General features: G+C 48.5%; 24 protein-coding genes and 1 riboswitch. Of the genes, 13 read left to right on the top strand and 11 right to left on the bottom strand.

Annotation, left to right across the window (positions count from 1 at the left end; translation table 11 throughout):
* Positions 1-92: 92 nt before the first annotated feature.
* The 7 genes from BUQ98_RS06375 (at position 93) to rnd (ending at position 7,678) form a co-directional block, all read left to right on the top strand.
* Complete coding sequence (locus tag BUQ98_RS06375) at positions 93-2,063, top strand: ATP-dependent DNA helicase (protein ID WP_074213611.1); 1,971 nt, start codon at positions 93-95, stop codon at positions 2,061-2,063.
* Positions 2,064-2,759, top strand: coding sequence for a tRNA (adenosine(37)-N6)-threonylcarbamoyltransferase complex dimerization subunit type 1 TsaB (tsaB, locus tag BUQ98_RS06370; RefSeq protein WP_074213008.1), 696 nt, complete (start codon positions 2,064-2,066; stop codon positions 2,757-2,759).
* A 34-nt stretch (positions 2,760-2,793) separates the two neighbouring features.
* Positions 2,794-3,093: a hypothetical protein gene (locus tag BUQ98_RS17135; RefSeq protein WP_074213007.1), complete on the top strand. Its 300-nt coding sequence runs from the start codon at positions 2,794-2,796 to the stop codon at positions 3,091-3,093.
* 24 nt (positions 3,094-3,117) lie between these two features.
* Complete coding sequence (locus tag BUQ98_RS06360) at positions 3,118-3,663, top strand: Slp family lipoprotein (protein WP_074213006.1); 546 nt, start codon at positions 3,118-3,120, stop codon at positions 3,661-3,663.
* Positions 3,664-3,686: 23 nt separating this feature from the next.
* Positions 3,687-4,646: an alpha/beta fold hydrolase gene (locus BUQ98_RS06355; protein ID WP_083605220.1), complete on the top strand. Its 960-nt coding sequence runs from the start codon at positions 3,687-3,689 to the stop codon at positions 4,644-4,646.
* Positions 4,647-4,767: 121 nt separating this feature from the next.
* Complete coding sequence (gene fadD / locus BUQ98_RS06350) at positions 4,768-6,459, top strand: long-chain-fatty-acid--CoA ligase FadD (RefSeq protein WP_074213005.1); 1,692 nt, start codon at positions 4,768-4,770, stop codon at positions 6,457-6,459.
* Positions 6,460-6,544: 85 nt separating this feature from the next.
* The gene (gene rnd / locus BUQ98_RS06345) at positions 6,545-7,678 is read left to right on the top strand and encodes a ribonuclease D (RefSeq protein WP_074213609.1); all 1,134 of its coding nucleotides are present in this window, start codon (positions 6,545-6,547) and stop codon (positions 7,676-7,678) included.
* 54 nt (positions 7,679-7,732) lie between these two features.
* Here rnd and minE read toward each other — a convergent pair whose 3' ends face one another.
* Genes minE through minC form a run of 3 tightly spaced genes read right to left on the bottom strand, consistent with a single transcriptional unit; the run spans position 7,733 to position 9,496 of the window.
* Positions 7,733-8,002 (bottom strand): cell division topological specificity factor MinE, encoded by a 270-nt coding sequence (gene minE, locus BUQ98_RS06340; RefSeq protein ID WP_074213004.1) that lies wholly within the window; start codon positions 8,000-8,002, stop codon positions 7,733-7,735.
* Between the two features lies 1 nt (position 8,003).
* A complete protein-coding gene (gene minD, locus BUQ98_RS06335) occupies positions 8,004-8,816 on the bottom strand; it encodes a septum site-determining protein MinD (protein WP_074213003.1) in 813 nt (270 codons plus the stop codon).
* A gap of 17 nt (positions 8,817-8,833) precedes the next feature.
* Complete coding sequence (gene minC / locus BUQ98_RS06330; protein WP_074213002.1) at positions 8,834-9,496, bottom strand: septum site-determining protein MinC; 663 nt, start codon at positions 9,494-9,496, stop codon at positions 8,834-8,836.
* Positions 9,497-9,763: 267 nt separating this feature from the next.
* Here minC and BUQ98_RS06325 point away from each other — a divergent pair, with 267 nt between their 5' ends.
* Positions 9,764-10,018, top strand: a complete 255-nt coding sequence (locus tag BUQ98_RS06325) for a YcgL domain-containing protein (RefSeq protein ID WP_074213608.1) — start codon at positions 9,764-9,766, stop codon at positions 10,016-10,018.
* 29 nt (positions 10,019-10,047) lie between these two features.
* Positions 10,048-11,019 (top strand): lytic murein transglycosylase, encoded by a 972-nt coding sequence (locus BUQ98_RS06320; RefSeq protein WP_074213001.1) that lies wholly within the window; start codon positions 10,048-10,050, stop codon positions 11,017-11,019.
* Between the two features lie 58 nt (positions 11,020-11,077).
* On the opposite strand, the gene BUQ98_RS06315 is transcribed toward BUQ98_RS06320, so the two are convergent.
* Complete coding sequence (locus BUQ98_RS06315; protein WP_074213000.1) at positions 11,078-11,503, bottom strand: H-NS family histone-like protein; 426 nt, start codon at positions 11,501-11,503, stop codon at positions 11,078-11,080.
* Positions 11,504-11,775: 272 nt separating this feature from the next.
* Positions 11,776-11,957: riboswitch (Lysine riboswitch) on the top strand.
* Positions 11,958-12,045: 88 nt separating this feature from the next.
* Between BUQ98_RS06315 and BUQ98_RS06310 the strand changes: the two genes are divergently transcribed.
* Together BUQ98_RS06310 and BUQ98_RS06305 are read left to right on the top strand one after the other, a co-directional pair.
* On the top strand, positions 12,046-13,629 hold the full coding sequence (locus BUQ98_RS06310) for a Na+/H+ antiporter NhaC family protein (RefSeq protein WP_074212999.1): 1,584 nt from the start codon (positions 12,046-12,048) through the stop codon (positions 13,627-13,629).
* A gap of 110 nt (positions 13,630-13,739) precedes the next feature.
* Positions 13,740-14,321, top strand: a complete 582-nt coding sequence (locus BUQ98_RS06305) for a thymidine kinase (protein ID WP_074212998.1) — start codon at positions 13,740-13,742, stop codon at positions 14,319-14,321.
* Positions 14,322-14,400: 79 nt separating this feature from the next.
* Here BUQ98_RS06305 and cspD read toward each other — a convergent pair whose 3' ends face one another.
* Complete coding sequence (gene cspD, locus BUQ98_RS06300; protein ID WP_074212997.1) at positions 14,401-14,622, bottom strand: cold shock domain-containing protein CspD; 222 nt, start codon at positions 14,620-14,622, stop codon at positions 14,401-14,403.
* Positions 14,623-15,447: 825 nt separating this feature from the next.
* On the opposite strand from cspD, the gene clpS reads away from it, so the two are divergent.
* Positions 15,448-15,768: an ATP-dependent Clp protease adapter ClpS gene (gene clpS, locus BUQ98_RS06295; protein ID WP_074212996.1), complete on the top strand. Its 321-nt coding sequence runs from the start codon at positions 15,448-15,450 to the stop codon at positions 15,766-15,768.
* A gap of 45 nt (positions 15,769-15,813) precedes the next feature.
* Positions 15,814-18,069 carry an ATP-dependent Clp protease ATP-binding subunit ClpA gene (gene clpA, locus BUQ98_RS06290; protein ID WP_074212995.1) on the top strand — a complete coding sequence of 752 codons (2,256 nt, stop codon included), beginning with the start codon at positions 15,814-15,816 and terminating at the stop codon, positions 18,067-18,069.
* Positions 18,070-18,141: 72 nt separating this feature from the next.
* On the opposite strand, the gene infA is transcribed toward clpA, so the two are convergent.
* The 6 genes from infA to trxB form a co-directional block, all read right to left on the bottom strand.
* Positions 18,142-18,360, bottom strand: coding sequence for a translation initiation factor IF-1 (gene infA / locus BUQ98_RS06285; RefSeq protein ID WP_025672815.1), 219 nt, complete (start codon positions 18,358-18,360; stop codon positions 18,142-18,144).
* 129 nt (positions 18,361-18,489) lie between these two features.
* On the bottom strand, positions 18,490-19,215 hold the full coding sequence (locus BUQ98_RS06280; RefSeq protein WP_074212994.1) for an arginyltransferase: 726 nt from the start codon (positions 19,213-19,215) through the stop codon (positions 18,490-18,492).
* Positions 19,212-19,925 (bottom strand): leucyl/phenylalanyl-tRNA--protein transferase, encoded by a 714-nt coding sequence (gene aat / locus BUQ98_RS06275; RefSeq protein WP_074212993.1) that lies wholly within the window; start codon positions 19,923-19,925, stop codon positions 19,212-19,214. The genes BUQ98_RS06280 and aat overlap by 4 nt, the downstream gene beginning before the upstream one ends.
* Positions 19,926-19,939: 14 nt before the next feature.
* Positions 19,940-21,658 (bottom strand): heme ABC transporter ATP-binding protein/permease CydC, encoded by a 1,719-nt coding sequence (gene cydC / locus BUQ98_RS06270; RefSeq protein ID WP_074212992.1) that lies wholly within the window; start codon positions 21,656-21,658, stop codon positions 19,940-19,942.
* The gene (cydD, locus tag BUQ98_RS06265) at positions 21,651-23,420 is read right to left on the bottom strand and encodes a heme ABC transporter permease/ATP-binding protein CydD (protein ID WP_074212991.1); all 1,770 of its coding nucleotides are present in this window, start codon (positions 23,418-23,420) and stop codon (positions 21,651-21,653) included. Before cydD ends, cydC begins: the two co-directional genes overlap by 8 nt.
* A 77-nt stretch (positions 23,421-23,497) precedes the next feature.
* Positions 23,498-24,457: a thioredoxin-disulfide reductase gene (trxB, locus tag BUQ98_RS06260; protein ID WP_074212990.1), complete on the bottom strand. Its 960-nt coding sequence runs from the start codon at positions 24,455-24,457 to the stop codon at positions 23,498-23,500.
* Positions 24,458-24,566: the final 109 nt, after the last annotated feature.

Here is a 24,566-nt window from a genome sequence, read left to right as displayed (position 1 = left end):
TTTTCTTTGTTGTATCCGGTTTACGTTGTGAATGGTTCCATCCCTTTAAGGGGTTTGGCATAATGCCCGCTTTCCCCCTGTGTATTTATTCAATGATCCGTAAGGTTTTCTCAGAGGCTGGTGCGCTGGCTAAAGCGATTGATGGCTTTGTGCCTCGTCAGCCGCAAACAGATATGGCGATTGCCGTTGATACGGCTATTCGCGATCAAGGTCAGTTAGTGGTTGAAGCGGGCACAGGGACCGGGAAAACCTATGCCTATCTTGCGCCTGTTTTATTGAGTGGCAAAAAAGCCATCATCAGCACCGGGTCGAAAAACCTGCAAGAACAGCTTTATCATCGTGACTTGCCGTTAATGAAATCGACACTGGGCTATACTGGTACTACAGCGTTACTGAAAGGCCGGGTGAATTATCTTTGTCCTGAACGTTTAGAGCGGCAAATCAGCGAATGTCATCGCCCTGATAGTGAGCCTGGACACCTTAGTCAGTTGGTCAAAATTCGTGAGTGGTCATCGTATACTGAATCGGGAGATTTGAGTGAATGTGATGCCCTTGCCGAAGATAGCCCGCTCATTCCTGTTGTGACCTCCACCAATGATAACTGTCTGGGGAAAGAGTGCCCCAGCTATGAAGACTGTTACGTGGTCAAAGCCCGACGTCGTGCGATGGATGCCGATGTGGTGGTGGTGAATCATCATTTATTTTTGGCGGATGTGGCGATCAAAGAAACCGGGTTTGGTGAGCTGATCCCTGAGGCGGAAGTGATGGTGTTTGATGAGGCGCATCAATTGCCAGATATCGCCAGCCAATATTTTGGTCAGTCTTTATCGAGTCGCCAGCTCCAAGACGCCGCCAAAGACATTCATATCGCCTACCGGACCGAGCTTCGTGACACCCGCCAACTTGAAAAAGTGGCAGATCGTCTCTCGCAAGCGTCGATGGATATGCGGTTAGTGATGGGGGAGCCAGGGTTTCGAGGTAATTGGCGCGAGCTTCAAGTGTCACCTGTGGTCGAAAAAGAGTTGGTACGGTTGGCCGATGCACTGGATTTAGTCCATGATGTGGTCAAACTATCGCTGGGAAGGTGTCAATTACTTGACGCAGCTTTCGACCGTATTACTCTATTTAAGGCGCGTCTGACTCGATTACGAGATACGTCCGTGACCGGCTATTCTTACTGGTATGAATGCACGCGCCATCATTTCAGCTTGAACATTACGCCATTATCCGTTGCGGATCGTTTCCGTGAGCAAATGGCCGAACAGGGTGGCGCATGGATCTTTACCTCTGCCACCTTGGCCGTTGAAGGAGATTTTTCTCACTTTAATCATCGACTAGGGATCGATGCCAAGCAACAAATGACATTGGAAAGCCCCTTTGACTACCCCAATCAGGCTAGGCTTTGCGTGCCTCGCCATGTCCCCGAGACCAATAGCTACCGTCGAGCCAACAAGTTGGCTACGTTATTGGGGCCGGTGATTGAACGTAACCAAGGCCGTTGTTTTTTCTTATGTACTTCGCATCAAATGGTGCGAGAGCTGTCAGCCTTGTTTCGTGAGCAGCTGTCATTGCCCGTCCTCATGCAAGGAGAGATGCCCAAGCAGCGCCTATTGGCAGAATATTTGTCGTTGGGCAATGCATTGCTGGTGGCAACGGGAGCCTTTTGGGAAGGCATTGATGTGCGTGGGCAAGCGCTGAGCTGTGTGATCATCGATAAACTTCCTTTTGCCTCCCCGGACGATCCTTTATTAAAAGCACGGATCGAAGATTGTAAATTGCAAGGTGGTGACCCCTTTGCGCAAGTGCAAATCCCTGAGGCCGTGATCACGCTAAAACAAGGTGTAGGGCGGTTGATTCGTGATCAACAGGATTATGGGGCATTAATTATCTGTGATAATCGATTAGTGACCCGTGCCTATGGCGCGACCTTTTTACGCAGTTTACCTGCCATTCCTCGAACTCGGGATCTTAACCATATTGACGCTTTTTTGTCGGGCACCGAGATCGAGACTGAGACTGAAAACGTGAATTCGCATCCATTACATCAACCTATAGAGGGTTAAATGACGCTACAAATACTTGCCGTTGATACGGCGACGGAGAACTGTTCAGTTGCACTTTGCTGTGGTGATCAAGTGATTGCACGCAGTGAAATTGCCCCTCGCGAACACACCACTAAGATCTTGCCGATGGTTGATGAAGTACTGGCGGAGGCAGGGATTGCGTTAACCCAATTGGATGCACTGGCTTTTGGCCGAGGGCCGGGTAGCTTTACCGGCGTAAGGATTGGCATTGGTATTGCACAAGGTTTGGCTTTTGGCGCAGACTTACCCATGATTGGGGTTTCTACGTTGGAAGCCATGGCGGCACAAAGTTATCGCCTTAGCGGTGCAACCCATGTCTTGGCCGCGATTGATGCGCGGATGGGAGAGTTGTACGTCGGTCAGTACCAACGTACACAAACTGGTCTTTGGCAGCGCCTAGGCCAAGAGGCTGTTGTTGCGCCTGAAGCGCTGGCTCCTGAATCTAGTGAAGGCGTGTGGACATTGGCAGGAACCGGCTGGTCAGCCTATCCTGATCTAGCAAGCCGCTTGGCGCTGCAAAGTGTTGTGTCAGAGGTGCTATACCCTCAAGCGCAAGATATGATAGACATTGCTCAGCACGCCTACCAAGCAGGTGATGCGGTAGCAGCAGAATTGGCAAGCCCCACGTACCTACGCGATAAAGTGACGTGGAAGAAGCTACCAGGGCGAGAATAAGCCTGTTGTAGGCCGGAAAGCATAGGAAACGAATATGGTATCGATTAACGGTGTATCGTCCCCACAGTCGGCCCGGCCTCAGCAATCTCAACGCACGGCGAACAAAAATAAAGCGAACCGTAAGCAGACGCCCCAAACAACACAAGTGGCGAAAGCCGTTCGCCAACGAGTCGATCCTGTCTCCGTTGCACACGCTGAGCAAGCGCAACAGTATGTGCAATATGATTTACCTGATGGTCGTGGCCGACAAGCGATGGAATCTTATTTCGCGGTGTTAAACCAAGCGAGACGAGAGGAACTGATGACGTTGGTTGGGGTCGATATCTATGTGTAATATCGCTTTCAAGGAGCGTATTCGATGAAGTCTTATCTGTTCACAATGGCTTTAGGTATCCTGACGTTAAGTGGCTGCACAACCTTGCCTGAAACGCTAAAAGGCCGCATGGATCAACCTGTTACTGAGTATGCAGTGGTGGCGAAAATGACTCATGCTAATCAAGGGGAAGAGGTACGTTTGGGGGGAATGATTGTTGACGTTAAGAATCGCGAGAGTGATTCTGTCGTAGAAATCGTTGCACTACCGACCTCACAAGTAGGGCGTCCACAGATTAATGCCTCATCCCTTGGGCGTTTTAAAGCTATTTTTGATGGGTTTGTGGAGCCTGCTGATTATGCCCAAGGGCGACCCATTACTGTATTGGGTGACTTTCAATCTCGTCAAACGGGTAAGGTCGATGATTACAAGTATGATTATCCCGTGCTCAAGGTCAAAGGTCATCAATTATGGAATATCGATCAGCAAGTCGTTGATGACGACAGACCATATTGCTATGGGCTGCACTGCTCCCGAGTGCGCATTGGTGTGGGCACTGGGCGCGTTCAAAGTGTGATTACGCTCCCTTAGCTGTATAACGAATTGCGCGAGCTATGACACCAGCCCAACTAACTTCTTCCCTTGATGCCTTACTGGATCGTGAACCACACCTGTTAGGCCTTTCTTCGGGGCTCGTACCGGTTCACATTCCGTTAAATGGCGTTAATGTGGCTGCTGCAGTACGCCCCGCTAGAGGATCGGCACCTACATTAGTGTTGATGCATGGTTGGCAGGATAACCTGGCGAGCTTCCATTCATTAATTCCCCTACTGCCTCAAGATGACGGCCTCGTTTTGTTCGATTGGCCTGGGCATGGCTTGTCTGATCATAAGCCCGGTGATTATTACTATCCGTTCTTTGATTATCTCGATGATTTGCATCAAGTGCTCAATCATCCTGTCTTTCACCAGCAAAAAGGGTGTGGTCCCGTGGTGCTGGTTGGCCACTCGCTAGGAGGGCTAGTAGCGAGTTGCTATGCCGCCAGTTTCCCTAATGCGACAGATGCCTTAGTCACCATAGAAGCGTTAGGCCCGATCGCGGAGCCTGAGCTGAAAATCACCGAACGGATCACGAGCAGCCTAAACCAGCGATTCATGTCGCGCCAAAAAGCGCCCCGAACCTTTGACTCCGCAGTTAAGGCGTTAAAATTACGTGCGTCGATAAACAAAGTGGCTGGTGAACAACTCTTACCCTTGATCGCTCGTGGAGTAATGAATTGCCCGCAAGGCGTGCGCTGGCGCCATGATCCTAAGCTAAAAGAGGATGCCCTCTATCGGATGGCGCCTGGTCACAGTGAGTCGATTATTCGAGCGATCAACTGTCCTGTACTAGCGATTCGGGCGACAGATGGGTATCCTGCGCTTCGCTCAGCCGATGCGGCGCGCCGAGCAACATGGTTCCAGCAACTGACCCTCGAGGAGCTTCCGGGGACGCATCATTGCCACCTTCAACAACCGCAACAAACTGTGTCGTTGATAACGGATTTTGTGACCAAAATTCAAACGCGCACTTAAAATGCTCGTGTAACAATAATGTTAACGCTATGGTGTATAGGTTAAACGCCTGTTTGAATTATGCCTCGCGTCGATCGAAGCAGGCAATATAGCCTGCAAGCTAAAATATAGGAGAAAGCCAGTGGAAAAGGTATGGCTTAATCGTTACCCGTCGGATGTGCCGGCGGAAATAGATCCAGATGCCCATCGCTCTCTCGTTGAGATGTTTGAACATTCTGTTCAGCACTATGCGGACCAAACTGCCTTCATCAATATGGGGCAGGTTATGACATTTCGTAAGTTGGAAGAGCGCAGCCGCGCCTTTGCTGCCTATCTACAAAATGAGCTGAAACTGAAAAAGGGCGATCGCGTAGCCATCATGATGCCAAACTTACTGCAATATCCGATTGCGTTGTTTGGTATTTTACGTGCCGGTTGTGTGGCGGTGAATGTTAACCCGTTATATACGCCACGTGAGCTGGAGCACCAGTTGACTGACGCCGGGGCGAAAGCGATTGTCATTGTGAGTAATTTTGCTCATACCTTGGAAAAAGTCGTCGACAATACGCCAGTAAAACATGTGGTTTTGACCAGCTTAGGCGAACAGCTGCCACGCGCCAAAGGCACCTTGGTAAATTTTGTCGTTAAGTATGTCAAGAAAATGGTGCCGAAGTATCATCTTCCCCACGCAACCTCGATGCGTCAGGCTCTTCGTCGTGGCCGCCGGATGCAATATGTTAAGCCATTTTTGAAAGGTGAAGATGTCGCTTTCCTCCAGTACACGGGTGGAACCACTGGATTGGCGAAAGGCGCTATTTTGACCCATCGCAACATGCTGGCTAACGTATACCAAGCTAAAGGGACCTACCAACCCGTATTGAAGGCGGGCGAAGAACTGGTGGTGACAGCGTTACCGCTCTATCATGTTTTTGCACTGACTGTAAACTGCCTGCTGTTTATTGAAATGGGTGGACAGAACCTATTGATCACCAATCCTCGTGATATTCCAGGCTTTATTAAAGAGCTGAATAAATATCCGTTTACGGCCATTACCGGTGTGAATACCTTGTTTAATGCCTTACTCAACAATGAGGATTTCCACGAGCTAGACTTTTCAAACCTACGTTTAACTGTTGGTGGCGGCATGGCGGTACAGCGCGCTGTGGCTGAAAATTGGAAGAAAGTGACCGGTAAGTATTTACTGGAAGGATATGGCTTGACCGAGTGCTCACCCTTGGTGGCTGCTTATCCTTATGATTTACGTGATTATAATGGCTCGATCGGGTTGCCTGTGCCATCTACCGAAGTACGCATTGTCGATGATCAGGGGGAGGATGTCGCCGATAATCAACCAGGTGAATTACTGGTTCGTGGACCACAAGTCATGCAGGGATATTGGAACCGTCCTGAAGCAACGCGAGATAGTATTGATGAGCATGGCTGGTTGGCAACGGGTGATGTCGTGCAATTTGATGATGATGGTTTTTTGCACATTGTGGATCGTAAGAAAGACATGATCCTGGTGTCTGGCTTCAACGTTTATCCGAATGAAGTAGAAGATGTGGTTGCATTGCATGACAAAGTGTTGGAAGTCGCTGCCATTGGTCAGCCAGATGAGAATTCTGGTGAGGTGGTCAAAATCTGCGTAGTCAAAAAAGATCCGTCGCTGACCCGTGATGATTTGGTGGCTCATTGCCGTAAGCATTTAACTGGCTATAAAGTCCCGCGTTTGGTTGAGTTTAGAGAACAACTCCCCAAAACGAACGTTGGGAAGATTTTGCGGCGTGAGTTAAGGGACGAACCTAACGCAACCGAGCAAAAAGCGTCGGCCTAATGCGCACCTGCCCAGAAAAGGGTAAACTGTCTTCAACGAATCACAAAATGCCGGCGCTGCCGGCATTTTCTTTATGGGCTTTTTTGTGAACTATCGACAAATTACCTCTGATCAACAGCTCGCGGATATTTGCATCCGCCTGCGTCAGCAAACAACCGTGATGGTAGATACCGAGTTTGTGCGTACTCGTACCTTTTATGCACAGTTAGGCCTAATCCAACTCTATGATGGGGAGAGCTTGGTGCTGGTAGATCCGATCGCGATTGATGATCTTTCTCCCTTGTGGGCGCTTATGGCGGATCCTGTTGTCACTAAGGTATTGCATGCCAGTAGTGAAGATCTAGAGGTGTTTCAACACTATGCAGGGGCGCTGCCCACGCCAGTGATTGATACTCAAATAATGGCGGCTTTCTTAGGACATGGTGTGTCTGAAGGATTTGCAAGTTTAGTCGAACGCTACGTGGGTGTGGCGCTAGATAAAGGCGAATCACGCACGGATTGGTGTGCTCGGCCACTAACGGAGAAGCAAAAGCATTATGCCGCGGCGGATGTTTATTATTTACTCCCGCTGTATCGGGCATTATCAGAGGCTCTAGCACAAACCCCATGGCAAGCGGCTATGTTGGAAGAGTGTGAGCTTCTTTGTCGTAAAAAACAGCAGCCTAAACAGGATGAAGCCGCATTTCTTGACATAAAATATGCGTGGCAGCTTAAACCACAACAATTGGCCGTGTTGCAAGCCTTGGCGAAGTGGCGAGCCAAAGAGGCTCGTCGTCGTAATATGGCGCTTAATTTTATTGTTAAAGAACAACACCTTTGGAAAATGGCGCGATACCAAATCCGCAGTGTTGAGCAAATGAATGAGCACGGGTTTGACAAGTTTGAAGTCCGCTATCACGCGCAAACGCTGATTAAAATAGCGACACAAGCGGATAAAGTGCCAGCGGATAAGTGTCCATCTGAGATTGTTCGGCTAGTGGATGAGCCAGGCTATAAAGCTGTGATTAAGGCCATTAAGGAGCAGGTACAAGAGGTGGCAGATCAAGCTGGCTTAGTGCCTGAGTTTATTGGCTCTAAAAAACAGCTCAACCAGCTCATTACTTGGGTATGGAGAGAGCAAAGCGATGACGATACTCGTCCTGATTTGGCCAGAGGTTGGCGTTACCATTTAGTGGGGAAGGCGCTGCTAACGATAATCCCCACAAAGCCAGGTGCATAACAAAAAAGCGGTGCAATTGCACCGCTCCTTCATGATGAAAGACAACCGCCGAACTTAGACGTCTTTGCCTTCCTCTGGCAAGGTAACATTTAACTCTAATACTGAGAGATCGTCATCGCCTTGCTCGAGACTGACAGAGACTTGATCAGGCGCAATATCAACATATTTGCGGATCACATCTAAGATATCTTGCTTAAGCTGTGGCAGATAGGTAGGGGCAGGGCTGTCCGCACTACGACGCTCGGCAACAATAATCTGCAAACGCTCTTTGGCGATATTGGCAGATTTTTTCTTAGAGGGCCGGAAGAATTCTAGCAATGCCACATTAGCCTCCAAATAAGCGTTTTAAGAAGCCTTTACGCTCTTCTTCAATAAAGCGGAAGGGACGCTCTTCACCCAATAATCGCGCAATGGCATCTTCATAGGCTTGACCTGCGTCAGACTCTTGGTCGAGCACAACAGGCTCACCTTTATTGGAGGCATGCAATACCGATTGACTCTCTGGGATGACCCCCAGTAATGGAATACGCAGAATATCTTCGACGTCTTCAACACTGAGCATTTCACCATTGGTGACACGTGCAGGGTTGTAGCGGGTAACCAATAAGTGATGCTTGACCGGCTCTTCGCCATTTTCCGCACGGCGAGATTTTGAATCGAGAATACCGAGGATTCGATCGGAATCGCGAACGGAAGAAACCTCAGGATTGGTTGTAACAATGGCTTCATCAGCAAAATACAGTGCCATTAATGCACCCGCCTCAATACCTGCAGGCGAATCACAAATAATGTATTCAAAACCTAATTCGTCCATATCTCTTAATACACGCTCAACCCCTTCTTTGGTTAGCGCGTCTTTATCTCGTGTTTGAGATGCTGGTAAGATAAACAAGTTTTCAACGCGCTTATCTTTGATCAGTGCTTGATGAAGGTTCGCTTCACCATTAATGACATTCACGAAATCGTAGACAACACGACGCTCACAACCCATGATGAGATCGAGGTTACGTAAGCCGATATCAAAATCGACAACCGCTGTTTTTTTGCCAGTTAATGCTAATCCGGTCGCTAATGCGGCGCTTGAGGTTGTTTTTCCAACGCCACCTTTCCCAGAGGTAATTACAATAATTCGTGCCATTCCTCGTCCTTATTCTCTTATAGCGTGAGGGGGTCAATCTGTAAGCTTTCTTGATTAAGCGAAACCATTGCTGGCCGCTCTACATGTTCTTGAGGGATCTTATCGCTAAGCCAGTAGCTACCAGCCACTGACAATAATTCTGACTGAAGGTTCTGGCAATAAATACGCGCTTTTTTTTGTCCGCTTGCCCCAGCTATCGCTCGGCCACGCAATACGCCATAAATATGAATGCTGCCATCGGCGATCACTTCAGCACCGGCGCTGACGTGATTGAGAACGACCAAATCTGCGTTTTTGGCATAGATTTGCTGACCGGAACGAACAGGAGTAGTGATCACCTTGGCTGGTGTTTGAATAGGATCTGCAATCCGTGACTGTTTGCTGGACTTTAATACGGCTAGCCCCGATTCGAGAGCCAGTTGTCGCGTATTGTTGTGTGTCACTCCCGTCAATCCGACCAAGATCATCCCTGTTGCCTGTAAACAACGTTTTAACGCGTTGATATCAGGGCATTGAGAAAGGCGATTAATATCAGCCACGACGGGAGCACCTTCAAAAAAGCCAGGTGCTTGGGTAACCTTCTCGGCCAAAATGTCGGCAGCCGCATTAAAGTTATCGTCAACCAGATGGAGGACGGATAGGGTAAAAGTTGAGCCTTTCAACTCCGGTTGTTTGAGCATGTTATTCGATCCCGGTTCTGTCGTTGAAACACGAGTCAGACGCGCATTATCAGACGTTGGATAGCATGGTATATTCACAGCACGGATGCGGCAAGTAAGGTTTGCTATTCGAGCTGTATTTCTCGCTTTAATGATGTTTTTGGCTTTATAGTGAGAAATAATCGCAAATACGTGTTTTGACACATTTTGTGGCAGAGCTTAACAAACCTTAACCCGAGGATGACAATGTATCGCCTGTTTTATGGCATGCTCGTGAGGACTTTTGAGATGTATTGCGCAATTTATCGTAGCAAAAAGAAAGAAGGCACCTATCTTTATCTAGTAGAGAAAGATAAATTTGATGCAGTGCCTGACGCGCTGATGAACAGCTTCGGGCAACCAGAATTTGCCATGATGATCGACTTAAATAAGCGAAAGAAGCTTGCAGTCGTCGATATCAATAAGGTGAAACAAAGTCTGGAATCCGACGGGTTTTTTGTGCAATTGCCCCCCCCCCGATACGGCATTGCAGACCATTCGTAATAGAAACGAAAAACTGTAAAAGGAAGACTATGCGCAAAGGTATGATTTCAGCCTGTATAGCGGCTGCTTTAGCCGTTAGCCCGGTAATGGCGAAGCCTGGGTTTGATCAATATGTGGCTTCATTGAAAGAGGAAGCTCGTGAGGCAGGGATTAGCGATGTGCTGTTGGAACGAGCATTCCAAGGCATCGAATATCATGAGCGCGCTGTAAGCTCAGACCGAAATCAACCCGAGCGCCGTCTAACGCTAGATGAGTATATTCCTCGTGCGGTGCCAGACTGGAAGGTCGCACAAGCAAAAAAACTCTACAATCAACATTACGATGCGTTAAAAAAGGTGGGTGAGCAATATCAAGTTCAGCCACGCTTTATTGTCGCATTATGGGGTGTAGAGAGTAATTTCGGTAAGCTTCAAGGCAGTTATAATGTGATTGAAGCACTATCTACGTTGGCATTTGATGGTCGTCGTGAAGCGTTTTTCCGTAAAGAAACCATGGCGGCATTAACGATATTGCAGCAAGGACACATAGCGCCAGAAGAGATGAAAGGATCTTGGGCGGGGGCGATGGGACAATGCCAGTTTATGCCAAGCTCATTTATCAATTATGCGGTTGATGGCAACCAAGACGGTAAGAAGGATATTTGGCAAACAGAAGCAGATGTCTTTGCGTCTGCTGCTAACTACCTCAAAAGAGCGGGCTGGGATGATACCTATACTTGGGGGCGACAAGTCCAATTACCAACACGGCTGGATCGCGCTTATTTAGGGACGGATAGTGAAAAAGCGTTATCATTAAGTGACTGGCAGGCCAAAGGCGTCAGACGGATGAGTGGGCAAGCATTGCCTAACGTCGATATCCAAGCTTGGCTTATCCAGCCTGATGATGAAAAAGGTAGAGCCTATTTAGTTTATAACAACTATCAAAGCTTGTTGAAGTGGAACCGCTCGCATTACTTTGCGCTTGCGGTAAGCCATTTAGCCGATAGAATTAAATTTGATTAAAGAGACATAAAAAAAGAGGCATAAGCCTCTTTTTTTATTTATGCAGGTTCTGTGGGTGTTAAGCTTCTTGTCCTGGGATCAGGAAATCTTCGAGTTTAGCCGTACCGCTTTCTGTGGCTTCACGGATAACTTTTGGCATGCGACCTTGGCCAGTCCATGTTTTATGTGAACCATCATTATCTGTGTATTGATATTTCGCTGGGCGCGCGGCGCGCTTACCTGGTGATTTTGCTTTAGTGGTACCGCCCAATAATGTCATTAATTCTTCTGGTTCAATACCATCAGCAACTAACATTTCGCGATATTTTTCAAGTTTCTCTAAGCGTTCTTTTTCTTGCTCTTCTGCTTGGCGATCGATAACTTTACGCTCTTCTACGACGGTTTGCAGTTTTTCTAGCGCTTCATTCAGTTGTTCAGTCGACATTTCTTTAGCAAGGGCACGTAGGCTGCGTAAGTTAAGTAAGGCTTTCATTGCATCAGACATTATTGGTTCCTATTTGATTTATATGTTAATTGAAAGAATGATAGCAGTATAAATGAAATATACAATATTACATATATTAATACGCTATATTGTTCATTATTTTCAAGTTGTTCGCAATCCAAGTTTAAATGTTGGGAGGCTTTTTGAATCCTGTGTCTAAAAAAATAGAATATGAGAATGTTTTAATTGGCATGGTAGGGGGAGAGGTTAATCCGCCTGTTTTTCAAACATAAAGAGTTGCGATAGTGAGCACGTTGTGTAGAATGCACCACGCTTAACGTAGAGGTGCGTTGTTTATGAGTCATGCACAAGAGGGTGATACCGATGAGGGTGCATAAAAGGAAGCAACGCCGAAGCCAATCAGGACATCACACCGATTGAGCTGGGGCTGTTACCGAATAGGATCAGCACTGCCATAGTATTTAGAAACACACTATGGAGCGCTACTGTATGTAGGAGGCAAGTTGTTTGCCGTGTGATACCACGCCTTACCGTCTTCGTTTCTGCAGTAGATCTCCAACCACTTGGTTGACACTGAGATCATGAATTTAACAGACTTTTCTTCATCCGCTTTATCATTACTCCCCCCTTTGCTGGCCTTAGGCCTAGCGATAGCGACACGGCGTGTTTTATTGTCGTTAGGTATGGGGATAGTCCTTGGCACTGTCTTACTCAATGACGCCTCGCTAATACCTGCTAGCCAGTATTTACTCGATGTGATTACGGGGCTATTCATCGCCGATGGTGGATTAAATAGCTGGAATTTGAGTATTCTCGCCTTTCTAATCTTATTAGGCATGATCACGGCTTTGCTGTCCCTGTCGGGCGGGACGCGTGCGTTTGCCAATTGGGCGCAGAGTCGAATTAAAAGTAAACGTGGTGCCACGTTGCTTGCTGCCTTCTTAGGGGTCTTCATCTTTGTTGACGATTACTTTAATAGCTTAGCCGTTGGTGCCGTCTCTCGTCCCGTGACAGATCGCTTCCATGTTTCCCGTGCTAAGCTAGCATATATTCTCGACTCTACGGCGGCGCCTATGTGTGTGATTACGCCGGCATCAAGTTGGGGGGCTTATATCATCACCGTGATTGGCTCTATTTTGGTGGCCCATGGTGTGACTGACTACTCGGCACTAGGGGCGTTTGTCACCATGATCCCGATGAATTTTTACGCCATTTTTGCTCTGCTCTTGGTCTTTGCCGTTGTATGGTTCCAGCTTGATATTGGCCCGATGCGCCAATTCGAGTATCAGGCACAGAAGGGAAGCCGGTTGGGGGATGAAAGCGAACACTGTGCTGATATTTGCGATGATTTAGGTATCGAAGAGAGTGTTAATGGCACGGTTGCCGATTTGGTGGCACCGATTGTCATGCTCGTATTCGCGACCGTCGGCGCTATGTTGTTCACCGGTGGGCAAGCATTAGCCGCAGACCATCATGCGTTTTCTATTTTGGGCGCATTTGAAAATACTGATGTGGGCATGTCATTGCTTTGGGGAGGACTTGCCGGATTACTCGTCGCGCTGACCATGACCATTAAACAACGTATCGCGGTGCCAGATATTGCTAAGACCTTATGGGTCGGTGCGAAATCGATGTTTGGTGCGATCCTTATCTTATTGTTTGCTTGGTCCATTGGTCACATTATTGGTGATTTACAAACCGGCCAGTATTTGTCATCGCTGGTACAAGGTAACTTATCTCCACAATTGCTACCTGTTGTACTGTTCTTGCTGGCGGCAGTGATGGCGTTCGCGACGGGTACCTCTTGGGGGACATTCGGGATTATGCTGCCAATTGCTGGTGATCTCGCCGCGGCCACCGACATCGCTCTGATGTTACCCATGCTTTCTGCGGTATTAGCCGGTGCCGTTTTTGGCGATCATTGTTCACCGATCTCAGATACGACCATTTTGTCATCAACAGGGGCTCGGTGTGGACATATCGACCACGTGGCCACTCAGTTGCCATACGCCATTGGCGGTGCCGTAGTGTCAACGTTTGGTTTCTTGGTCCTAGGCTTTACCGCGTCCTTGCTGTGGTCACTGGCTGCTACAACGCTTGCTTTCATCATGCTTTGTGCAGGCTTGTTGTGGCTGAAAAAGCGGCCTAGCAAACGAAAAGCCTAATAATTTAAGCCCCGCTAAGCAGGGGCTTTTCTTTTTGGACCAGTTCGGTAGCATGCCTGTTTATTAAATGATGTTAGCCCTTAAAGAGGGCGTTACGTGTAGAGACACTTATGGCTCAGTTATATTTTTATTATTCTGCAATGAATGCAGGTAAGTCGACCACACTTTTACAATCGGCGTTTAACTACCAAGAGCGGGGAATGCAGCCTTTGCTGTTTACGGCTGCTATCGATAATCGAGATGGATACGGAAAGATCAGTTCACGCATCGGACTAGAAGCAGACGCTCACCTTTACGACAGCCAAACGTCGTTGTTTGAGCATGTTGCCACGATTTTGGGTCAGGAGAAGGTAGACTGTTTATTAATTGATGAGAGCCAGTTTTTGACCAAACAACAGGTCTTGGAGTTGACGGATGTCGTCGACAAGTTACGTATCCCTGTACTGTGTTACGGACTACGCACTGATTTCCTGGGAGAGCTTTTTGAAGGATCGCAGTATCTTCTTGCTTGGGCGGACAAGCTCGTGGAATTAAAAACGGTCTGTCATTGCGGACGAAAGGCAAGTCGTGTGGTTCGACAAGATCCAGAGGGAAACGCCATCGCTGATGGTGATCAGGTTGTTATTGGTGGGAACGAGCGCTACGTTTCTGTTTGTCGCCGCCATTACAAGCAAATGCTTGGGTTGCTCTAAGTATTTGTAAAGGCGTGATACAGAAAAGGCGAGTAAACGGACTCGCCTTTCTTTCTGGTTTTGCCGATCGCTTTCGGTATTACTTCGCAACCTCTTGATCGGCTGGCACAATTTGGCTGGCGTGATAGCCTTTTGGTCCTTCCTGAACCTCGTAACTGACGGTTTGACCCGCTTTTAATGTTTTGTATCCATCCATTTGAATTGTAGAGTAGTGCGCGAACACATCGCCTTCTCCCTCTCCCGGACAAATAAAACCAAATCCTTTTGCGTTGTTAAACCATTTTACTGTACCAGTTTCCATGCGACACATCCTTCTTGCATCAAACTTTGCATACCTTGCGATAAATGCCTTCGTTTCTTCTAGTCGACGTTTGCTTCGCATTAGCATAAGCGCACCGTGCGACCAAAAACAACGTGGTCAGTTTATCTACCACACATTTCACTTTAGTAGATACTTTTAGGCAGTCAAGTGTTGGCTATAACTTATAACACTAATGTAATAACAAATCGAAAAAGTGTGAGGGAGAGGCGATTTCTCATAAAGAAACCGACAGCTCAATTGCATAGTTTTTAGGTATTTTTATCTGTTTTAGTTCTGATTATTTCGCCGTATTAGGTTTTTAAAGCCACTTTAATGCCGGTTTTGGTGTTTTTAATACCATTTTTTTGTCTTTAATCTTGTTTTTGTTTTGTTGGAACCATTGAGAATAACTGAGAGGTGGTGACGCATAAGTGATTAAACATGAACGTTTTGTGAATATTGGAATAGTAGGCGAACTGAATCGGTTTTGGCTAAATGTTCGCCGTCCATGATGAAGGCGAGCTGCTACCATCAACCAGAGGGTGCCTTATTTTTTATGCATCACTATGCAGGGCGGTGGCGCGCTTCTTTATCGTTAGCTTCTTTATCGTTAATAGTGAACGAATTGATGATTTGGACACTATACAAAGACATCATCAAACGTGATTAACAATTGCTCAGGCAGACGATGTTCGCATTGAAAAGGTTGCTGGAATACAATCTGTGGCTTAACTTTAAAGATAGGTGGACGGGAGTCGTGGAAGGCAGTGAGTGCCCCGCCACACCAATACTTACCTTGACACCCTAAAATGCAACGAAGTGGTTATGAGTAATTGGAATCAATGGGGTTTGCCTGACGCAGACATCGAAGCGTCAGAAAAAACAAAGTTACAACCGCCATCGATGTATAAGGTGGTGCTAAAGAACGATGACTACACGCCCATGGAGTTTGTTATCGATGTGCTCCAGACGTTTTTTTCCATGGACGTAGACAAAGCAACACAAGTGATGCTGACGGTGCACTATGAAGGAAAAGCGGTCTGTGGCGTGTTTACTGCCGAGGTTGCTGAAACGAAAGTGGCACAGGTAATGATGTATGCCAAAGAGCATGGCCATCCGCTACTGTGCACGATGGAAAAAGCGTAAGCGGAACCATCACACTGTAGCGCGGTTTTTGAGGGAGGTGCCTTTATGCTTAACAAAGAACTTGAAGCCAGTTTGAACGGCGCGTTTGCACGTGCGCGTGAGAAACGTCACGAATTCATGACGGTGGAGCACCTGCTTCTCGCGTTGATCGAAAATACGGCAGCGAATGATGCACTGACAGCATGTCGGGCTGACCTGGAGGCGCTACGCAAAGAACTAGACGCATTCATTGAACAAACAACCCCACTGATCCCTGTGGATGATGAGTCGCGTGAAACACAGCCGACATTGAGCTTTCAGCGTGTCCTGCAACGGGCGGTATTCCATGTGCAGTCATCGGGCCGTAGCGAAGTCAGCGGTGCGAACGTGTTAGTCGCAATTTTTAGTGAGCAAGAATCTCATGCGGCGTACCTGCTTAAAAAGAATGATGTTAGCCGACTAGACGTTGTTAACTACATTTCTCATGGCACGACCAAAGATGACAGTGAAGATCTCCCTAGCAGTGATATGGGCACAGAAGAGGCTGGCGCCGATCCGGGTGAAGATCGGTTAGAGAACTTTGCGACTAACCTGAATCAGTTGGCACGGGTGGGCGGCATCGATCCGCTAATCGGTCGAGACAAAGAGTTGGAACGTACCATTCAAGTGTTGTGTCGTCGTCGGAAGAATAACCCATTGTTAGTCGGTGAAGCGGGAGTCGGTAAGACGGCTATTGCGGAAGGCTTAGCATGGAGAATCGTTGAAGGCCAAGTGCCAGATGTCATCAAAGACTGTGTTATTTATTCGCTCGATATTGGGTCATTACTTGCTGGTACGAAGTATCGAGGTGACTTTGAGAAACGCTTCAAATCCATTTTAAAACAGCTTGAGAAAGAAGATCATGCCGTGCTGTTCATTGATGAGATCCACACCATCATTGGGGCGGGAGCGGCAAGTGGTGGTCAGGTTGATGCTGCAAATCTGATCAAGCCTTTACTTAGTAGCGGGAAACTCCGTTGTCTTGGTTCAACGACGTATCAAGAATATGGCTCGATCTTTGAGAAAGAGCGCGCGCTGGCACGTCGTTTCCAAAAAATTGATGTCATTGAGCCATCAATTGATGACACCACCAAAATATTGATGGGCCTTAAGCCCAAATATGAAGCACACCACGAAGTCCGTTACACCAATAAAGCCATCCGCGCAGCGGTGGAATTGTCGGCAAAATACATTAACGAGCGTCACCTGCCCGATAAAGCCATTGACGTGATCGATGAAGCCGGCGCACGTTGTCGCATGGCGCCTGCCAGTAAACGTAAAAAAACGGTCAATGTCCCCGACGTTGAAACCATGATTGCAAAAATGGCACGGATCCCGGAGAAATCCATTTCCTCATCCGATAAAGATGTACTTCAGTCATTAGACGATAAGCTAAAGATGCTGGTGTTTGGACAAGATACCGCCATCACTGCCTTATCTGAGGCGATTAAGCTAAGCCGTGCGGGCCTGGGAGACGATAACAAGCCGGTTGGTTCGTTCTTGTTTGCGGGACCGACAGGCGTCGGTAAAACTGAGGTAACGGTACAGTTGGCTCGTGCCATGGGTATCGAACTGCAACGGTTTGATATGTCTGAGTATATGGAGCGTCACACGGTAAGCCGTTTGATTGGTGCGCCTCCAGGCTATGTGGGTTACGACCAAGGCGGCTTACTGACCGATGCAGTGATTAAGCACCCATACAGTGTCGTATTACTGGATGAAATCGAGAAAGCGCATCCAGATGTGTTTAACTTGCTGCTGCAGGTGATGGATAACGGGACTCTGACTGACAATAACGGTCGTAAAGCGGATTTCCGTAATGTGATCTTAGTGATGACGACCAATGCGGGTGTTGCGGAAACGGTACGCAAATCGATTGGTCTAATTCAGCAAGATCACAGCCACGATGCGATGTCGGAAATCAAAAAGGTGTTTTCACCGGAATTCCGTAACCGTTTAGATAACATCATCTGGTTTAATCACTTGGATGAACAAGTGATCCTGCAAGTGGTGGACAAGTTTATTGTCGAGTTACAAGCGCAACTGGATGTAAAAGGTGTGTCACTGGAGGTCACGTCTGAAGCCAAACAGTGGTTAGCAGAAGAGGGCTATGACAAGGCGATGGGCGCGCGACCCATGGGGCGTGTGATTCAGGATAATCTGAAAAAACCCTTAGCGAATGAGTTGCTCTTTGGCTGTTTGGTCAATGGCGGAACCGTTCGTGTTGTCTTGAAAAACAACCGGCTGGATTTTCAATTCAGTGACCAAATGGAGCCCGCGTAATCGCGAGAGCGATCCTTTAGATAGCAAAACCCGGCGTGAGCGCCGGGTTTTTTTTGACCGCGTTCGGGAGGATTAGCGCGAACGGAAAACGATGCGACCTTTCGACAAATCGTAAGGGGTCATTTCAACAGTGACTTTGTCGCCGGTCAGGATGCGAATGTAGTGTTTACGCATCTTGCCTGAAATGTGGGCAGTCACCACGTGACCGTTTTCTAGTTCTACGCGGAACATAGTATTAGGCAACGTATCCAATACGATGCCTTGCATTTCAATTACGTCTTCTTTTGCCATTGAATCCTCTTAGGCTTATTCTGATAGCCAATTTTTTGACCGACAGATAATGCCTCTATTCTGAAAGTCTGTAAAGTTCGGGTGCGAATTTTACCCTGTTGGGACGCTCCTTGCTAGAAAAAATAGCCACTATTGTGGAATAACCGTCCAGGAAAACGCCCGCCACTGCTGATTAATAAAGCGTTGATGGGGATAGTAGTCTGCTTTGTACCGCATGGTTGTGCAGGCATCGATTTGATAGCCTAAGTATAACCAAGGTAAATGTAAGGCATGAGCGAGTTGTATCTGGGCTTGAATGCAAACGCGCCCCAGAGAAAAAGCATGGTGAGGATCGAAAAAGGTATATAACGCGCTAAGGCCATCATCCACCACATCTATCACCGCTACCGCCACTAAGCGCAAGCCCTTTTCTTCGTCCTGATACAAGTGGATAAAACGCGGTGATAGCCACTGACTACTGATAAAGTCCAAGAAATCTTGGCGATTAGCGGGGTACATATTGCCCGTCGCGTGACGAGAGGTGATATAACTGTCGTATAAGGCAAACCAATTTTCATCGAGGTTTTCGCTGACCTGCAGAGTCAGGCGTTTAAGTTGGCTGCGGTGCCGTTTTTGACTTTTTGATGGGCGGTAATGAGCCACATCTACCCTCAGAGCTTGGCACGCCTGACACTGGGGACAGTGGGGTCGGTAGATAAGGTTGCCGCTACGACGAAAACCGGCGGCCAACAATGCACCATAGCGTTCAGGCTGATGATAGTCCCCAGACAATACGACGGCGAGCTGTTCATTTTGATCCGCCAGGTATTGGCAAGACGAGATGGGGGTGACACCAACTTGGATCCCAACACTCATTTCTTACTCCAATCGGCAATAGGGTGTGAAAGCTCCCCACGGAGGATCGGTGGGTCGCGATGTGCCTTGAGGGCATTGATAAAGGCATCACGGGGCCAAGGTTTTGCACCCAGGGAGGCAAGGTGTGGGGTCATCATTTGGCAATCAATATACTGCCCGCCCTGTTGCGCGAAATACTGGCTAAATTGCCACAGTGCGAATTTAGATGCATTCGTGGTTAGTGAAAACATGGATTCGCCACAGAAAATACGACCAACTGACACGCCATAAAGCCCGCCGACTAAATCATTGCCTCGCCACACTTCAACACTATGGGCATCGCCTTGACGATGAAGCTGGCAATACGCAGTTTGCATTTGCTCAGTGATCCAAGTTTGATCTGGTCCTCTGATCTCTGCACATGTGGCGATCACCGCATCAAATGCACGATTTAACGTAATGATGGATTTAGATTTTTTAGCCGCTTTTCGTAAGCTTTTACTGGCATGAAAATCAGTCGGTTGAATAATTGCTCGTTCGCTAGGGGACCACCATAACAAGGGATCATCCTCGCCAAACCAAGGAAAAATACCGCTACGATAAGCAGACATGAGCCGAGCTGCTGATAGATCGCCCCCTATAGCGAGCAAACCATCGGGATGGGTCAGAGCGTCGGTCACGGGCGGAAATCGAAAATCGTCTTGTGCTAAAGACGGTAAGAAGAGAGTCATATAATACGCTCTGATTAAAGGCGGCGCATTAATTGCGCATACCGTCCGTCAGCATCAAGGAGCGACTGGTGCGTACCCTGTTCGGCAATCTGACCCGCATCCATTAAGCAGACGGTATCCATGATTTCCAAGCCGACAAGCCGATGCGTAATAATAATCACCGTTTTATCTTGGCAATGGGTTTCTAGTAAGGATAGGATCTCCGCTTCAGTTTGCACATCTAAACCTTCAGTCGGCTCGTCAAGCAGCATGATCGGTGCGGGGTGTAGTAACCCACGCGCAATCCCTAAACGGCGGCGCTCACCCCCCGACAACTGACGTCCGCCATCACCTAACCATGCATTCAACCCTTGACCGTCCAATAGGCGAGCTAAGCCGACTTGCTTAAGTGTGTGAGCCAAGTCGCTGTCCGATGCGTGTGGGCAGGCAAGTAACAGATTGTCACGTAATGAACCATTAAAGAGGTCGACACGTTGAGTGACGACTGACATCGCATCGCGTAGCGCGGATTCGTGCCATTCGGTCAAAGGCACACCGTCCAAGTGGATCTGACCTTGGGTTGGGTCCCAAGCGCGTGTGAGCAAACTGAGCAATGTCGATTTACCACAACCGGTGCGGCCTAACAGTGCTAAGGTTTGGCCTGGGGTGATCTGCAGTGAAATATTTGACACGGCGTCGTGTGCCGCCCCAGGGTATTGGTAACTGACATTATCAAACACGATAGCGCCTGTTGCTGGGCCCATATGCCCATTTGATGGAAAAGGCACACTGGGCTCGCGTTCAGTGATCGCGTTGAGTCGTTTTGCGGCTGTCAGTGTTTTCCCCAAGTACTGGAACGCCGCACTGATTGGCATCATTAACTCAAAGCTGGCCATTGTGGTGAAAGCGACCATTGCAATCATCGCGCCTGGCATACGCTCTCCCACGCCGTCTGCGGCGAGCCAGATCATCAGTACCAGGGTTAAACCAGTGGCTGCCACCAGGACGCCATTCGCGAGGCCGGTAATACGCGCCATATGCGCTTGTGCGTTTAACATCGCTTGTTCGCTATCATCGATGCGTGCTCGATAGCGTTCACGGGCACCGAATAGTGCCAATTCCGCATGACCTTGTAACCAATCAAGCAGAGCAATACGTGTTGCCGCATTTTGCTCTAACTGATCTCGCCCCTGCTCTTTGCCCAGTCGGTAAAAGACAATAGGTAGGCCGATAAGTAGAGTCAGCAGGCTCAGCCCAAGAGCAAGGCCGAGCGTGGGGTCAAACCAGCCTAGGAACAGGCTGATAGCGAGCACGCCAAGGACGCCGACCACGATGGGACTGATTAAGCGTAAATAAACGTGATCCATGGCATCGACATCTGCCACCATACGGTTTAGCAAATCACCGTCACGCATGTTGAGACTCTGATCTGGGACCAAAGGCGCTAACTTGCGGAAAAAGGAAACCCGTAGATCCGCGAGCAACTTGAAGGTTGCGTTGTGGCTGACCACGCGCTCCGCCCAACGGCCAAAGGTACGGCCAATCGAAAATCCCCGAACGCCAGCGGCTGGTAACATGTAGTTGAAGGTGGCAATACCGGCGATGCCTGCAACTGCGGCGGCGGCAATAAACCATCCCGAGAGTGTTAGCAAGCCAATCGCGGCAAACAGTGTGGCGAATGCCAACACCATGCCTAGACTCAACCCAAACCAATGGCGTTTATAAAGACGCAGATAGGGTAGTAGTTCACGCATCGAGATTTCTCCTATCAGCAGAGGCCAGCATGTCAGCCAGTGGCCCCGTTTTAGTCAGTTCCTGATAACGACCTTGTTGAACCAATTGTCCGTCAGCCATTAGCCAGACTTGGTCACTGTTAGCTAGCACATCTAAGCGGTGAGAGACCTGCAGGCAGGTTTTACCCTGAGTGGCAGACTGTAAGCTCTCAATGACCAGCTTTTCACTATGGGCATCTAAGCTTGCGGTTGGTTCGTCTAACACCCAAAAAGCCCCTTCTTGTAGTAAAGCGCGTGCAACGGCAATACGTTGAGCCTGACCGACGGATAAACCGCCGTTGCGGTCACCTATCGGGTGGGCTAAACCGTCTTTCAGCCTCATCACAAATTCATCCACGTAAGCTTGTGTCATCACATGATTAATGGATTCTGGGCTCGCGTCTGGGTTAGCCAGCGCAATGTTATCGCGAATAGTGCCATGGAATAGCTGTGGGTTTTGCCCCACCCAGCTAATTGCCTGACGCCAATGGGACAAAGCAAGTTCACTGCGCTCGTACCCATTGATGGTTAAGCTGCCTCGGTAAGGAAGAAACCCTAAAAGCGCATTAAGCAAGCTTGATTTACCTGCGCCACTGACCCCCACGAGAGCCACATGTTCTCCGGGTTGGATATGAAAACTCATTGGTCCCGCTAATACCGTGCCGTCTGGGCTGAGTACCTCAAGATCGTGCGCGTTGATTGCAACCGCCGATAAATCTGGTGTCTCATCACCTTGTGTACCAGTGTCTGGCTGGGCATCAAGAAAATCCACGATAGACTCGGCGGCACCAATGGCTTGTGCCTTGGCGTGATAAAAGGTGCCGAGATCGCGCAATGGCTGGTAAAACTCGGGCGCCAGCACTAAGACGAATAAACCGGTAAACAGCGAAATCGGGGCACCGTAGTGACCAAAATCAAGCTCACCAATAAAGCTAAAACCAAAATAGACCGCGACCACGGCAATGGAAATCGCGGTGAAGAATTCCAGCACAGCCGATGATAAAAAAGCGAGGCGAAGCACTTCCATGGTACGTTGGCGAAACGTGTGTGAGGCTAGGTGTAGTTGCTCGGCTTCGGCCTCGACTCGGTTAAAGAGCTTGAGTGTGGGGAGCCCACGCAAGCGATCGTAGAAATAACCTGACAGACGTTGCAGAGCTTTAAAATTCTTGCGGTTCGCGTCTGCGGCTTTGATGCCGACTAATGCCATAAAAAATGGGACCAGTGGGGCGGTGATCAAAAAAATCAGCCCTGATGCCCAATTGATTGGGAAAACAGCCACAAGGATAACGAATGGGATCAAAACGGCTATCGCCATTTGGGGCAAATACCGAGCAAAAAAGTCCTGTAATTCTTCGACTTGCTCCAGTATGAGGCTCGCCCAACTGCCCGCAGGGCGCCCTTGAATACTGACCGGTCCGAGAGCATGGAGACGATTTAAAATTAACTGACGAATGTGCTGCCGGATGGCTTCACCACAGCGATAACCGGTCTGCTCTTTCGCCCAGCTACATACTGCGCGAACGACAACGACCCCAGCAAGGGTGATAAAGCTTGGGAGTAAGGCAAATTTATCTGTTTGTTCAATAATCAGTTGATGCAGCAGGTGGGCGAGAAGTGCTGCTTGGGCAATCAAAAGCACACCAGAGAGGAGTGCAATGCTGATCGTCGCAACTAACCAGGGTTTGGCTAACGTGCTCTGCGACTTGAGCCATTGGGTTAGCGCCCGCTGTTTAGATTTATCCATATCGTCTTATTATTTTATGCATGCCTGCCAACAGGCTGAACAGGCCACCGAGTGGTGACCTGCATGAGAGTGTGGGCTTATTTATTTGCCAATGCGTCGAGGTAGCGCTCGGCATCTAATGCGGCCATACAACCGGTTCCAGCAGAAGTAATTGCTTGACGGTATATATGGTCCATTACATCACCGGCGGCAAAGACACCCTCAACGCTGGTTTGGGTGGCGTTACCATTAAGGCCCGACTCGACCTTGATGTAGCCATTTTCCATGTCCAATTGGCCCGCGAAAATATCGGTATTCGGTTTATGGCCAATGGCAACAAACACACCCATCACATCCAGTGTTTCGGTTTCATCGCTCTGGGTGTCTTTCAAGCGCGCTTGGGTGACGCCCATATCATCGCCTAATACTTCATCCAACACGCGGTTAGTATGAAGGACAATATTCCCGTTCTCGACCTTGTCCATCATCCGATCAATGAGGATTTTCTCCGCACGGAAGTTCTCGCGACGGTGTACCACATGTACTTCAGCGGCAATGTTCGATAGGTATAACGCTTCTTCGACCGCGGTATTCCCTCCGCCAATCACCGCGACTTTTTGATTGCGATAGAAAAAACCATCACAGGTCGCACAGGCTGAGACACCCCGTCCTTTAAACGCCTCTTCAGATGGAAGCCCAAGATATTGCGCAGAGGCACCGGTAGAAATAACCAACGCGTCACAGGTGAACTCACCGCTATCGCCTTTTAAGCGGAACGGGCGTGAGGATAAGTCCACGTCATTGATGTGATCAAAGATAATCTCAGTCTCGAATTTTTCCGCATGGGCTTTCATACGATCCATCAATGCCGGTCCGGTCAGTCCCTCAGGATCGCCAGGCCAGTTTTCAACATCGGTGGTGGTCGTGAGTTGGCCACCTTGTTGCATTCCGGTCACCATCACAGGGTTTAAGTTAGCGCGCGCGGCGTAAACAGCGGCGGTATAGCCAGCCGGGCCTGAACCCAGGATCAACAGGTTCGCATGCTTAATGTTACTCATTCACGTCTCCGAGCAGGAAAGAGGTTCGTTTTTTGAATGGACTGATTGTAGGTAAATTAGAAAGGTAAAGAAAGGGCACCGTGATGGTGCCCTCTATTTCTCGTATTGG

Origin of the sequence: Salinivibrio sp. ES.052 (assembly GCF_900141775.1) — a bacterium.
Taxonomy (GTDB): Bacteria; Pseudomonadota; Gammaproteobacteria; order Enterobacterales; family Vibrionaceae; genus Salinivibrio.
The sequence above is the reverse complement of the archived record's forward strand: the minus strand, read 5'-3'. Positions and strand labels throughout refer to the sequence as shown.

What these genes read in the sequence shown, in the direction of transcription:
- BUQ98_RS06375 (WP_074213611.1), top strand. Translation starts at nt 93, where the DNA reads ATGATCCGTAAGGTTTTCTCAGAGGCTGGTGCGCTGGCTAAAGCGATT.
- tsaB (WP_074213008.1), top strand. Translation starts at nt 2,064, where the DNA reads ATGACGCTACAAATACTTGCCGTTGATACGGCGACGGAGAACTGTTCA.
- BUQ98_RS17135 (WP_074213007.1), top strand. Translation starts at nt 2,794, where the DNA reads ATGGTATCGATTAACGGTGTATCGTCCCCACAGTCGGCCCGGCCTCAG.
- BUQ98_RS06360 (WP_074213006.1), top strand. Translation starts at nt 3,118, where the DNA reads ATGAAGTCTTATCTGTTCACAATGGCTTTAGGTATCCTGACGTTAAGT.
- BUQ98_RS06355 (WP_083605220.1), top strand. Translation starts at nt 3,687, where the DNA reads ATGACACCAGCCCAACTAACTTCTTCCCTTGATGCCTTACTGGATCGT.
- minD (WP_074213003.1), bottom strand. Translation starts at nt 8,816, where the DNA reads ATGGCACGAATTATTGTAATTACCTCTGGGAAAGGTGGCGTTGGAAAA.
- minC (WP_074213002.1), bottom strand. Translation starts at nt 9,496, where the DNA reads ATGCTCAAACAACCGGAGTTGAAAGGCTCAACTTTTACCCTATCCGTC.
- BUQ98_RS06325 (WP_074213608.1), top strand. Translation starts at nt 9,764, where the DNA reads ATGTATTGCGCAATTTATCGTAGCAAAAAGAAAGAAGGCACCTATCTT.
- BUQ98_RS06320 (WP_074213001.1), top strand. Translation starts at nt 10,048, where the DNA reads ATGCGCAAAGGTATGATTTCAGCCTGTATAGCGGCTGCTTTAGCCGTT.
- BUQ98_RS06315 (WP_074213000.1), bottom strand. Translation starts at nt 11,503, where the DNA reads ATGTCTGATGCAATGAAAGCCTTACTTAACTTACGCAGCCTACGTGCC.
- BUQ98_RS06310 (WP_074212999.1), top strand. Translation starts at nt 12,046, where the DNA reads ATGAATTTAACAGACTTTTCTTCATCCGCTTTATCATTACTCCCCCCT.
- BUQ98_RS06305 (WP_074212998.1), top strand. Translation starts at nt 13,740, where the DNA reads ATGGCTCAGTTATATTTTTATTATTCTGCAATGAATGCAGGTAAGTCG.
- cspD (WP_074212997.1), bottom strand. Translation starts at nt 14,622, where the DNA reads ATGGAAACTGGTACAGTAAAATGGTTTAACAACGCAAAAGGATTTGGT.
- clpS (WP_074212996.1), top strand. Translation starts at nt 15,448, where the DNA reads ATGAGTAATTGGAATCAATGGGGTTTGCCTGACGCAGACATCGAAGCG.
- clpA (WP_074212995.1), top strand. Translation starts at nt 15,814, where the DNA reads ATGCTTAACAAAGAACTTGAAGCCAGTTTGAACGGCGCGTTTGCACGT.
- infA (WP_025672815.1), bottom strand. Translation starts at nt 18,360, where the DNA reads ATGGCAAAAGAAGACGTAATTGAAATGCAAGGCATCGTATTGGATACG.
- BUQ98_RS06280 (WP_074212994.1), bottom strand. Translation starts at nt 19,215, where the DNA reads ATGAGTGTTGGGATCCAAGTTGGTGTCACCCCCATCTCGTCTTGCCAA.
- aat (WP_074212993.1), bottom strand. Translation starts at nt 19,925, where the DNA reads ATGACTCTCTTCTTACCGTCTTTAGCACAAGACGATTTTCGATTTCCG.
- cydC (WP_074212992.1), bottom strand. Translation starts at nt 21,658, where the DNA reads ATGCGTGAACTACTACCCTATCTGCGTCTTTATAAACGCCATTGGTTT.
- cydD (WP_074212991.1), bottom strand. Translation starts at nt 23,420, where the DNA reads ATGGATAAATCTAAACAGCGGGCGCTAACCCAATGGCTCAAGTCGCAG.
- trxB (WP_074212990.1), bottom strand. Translation starts at nt 24,457, where the DNA reads ATGAGTAACATTAAGCATGCGAACCTGTTGATCCTGGGTTCAGGCCCG.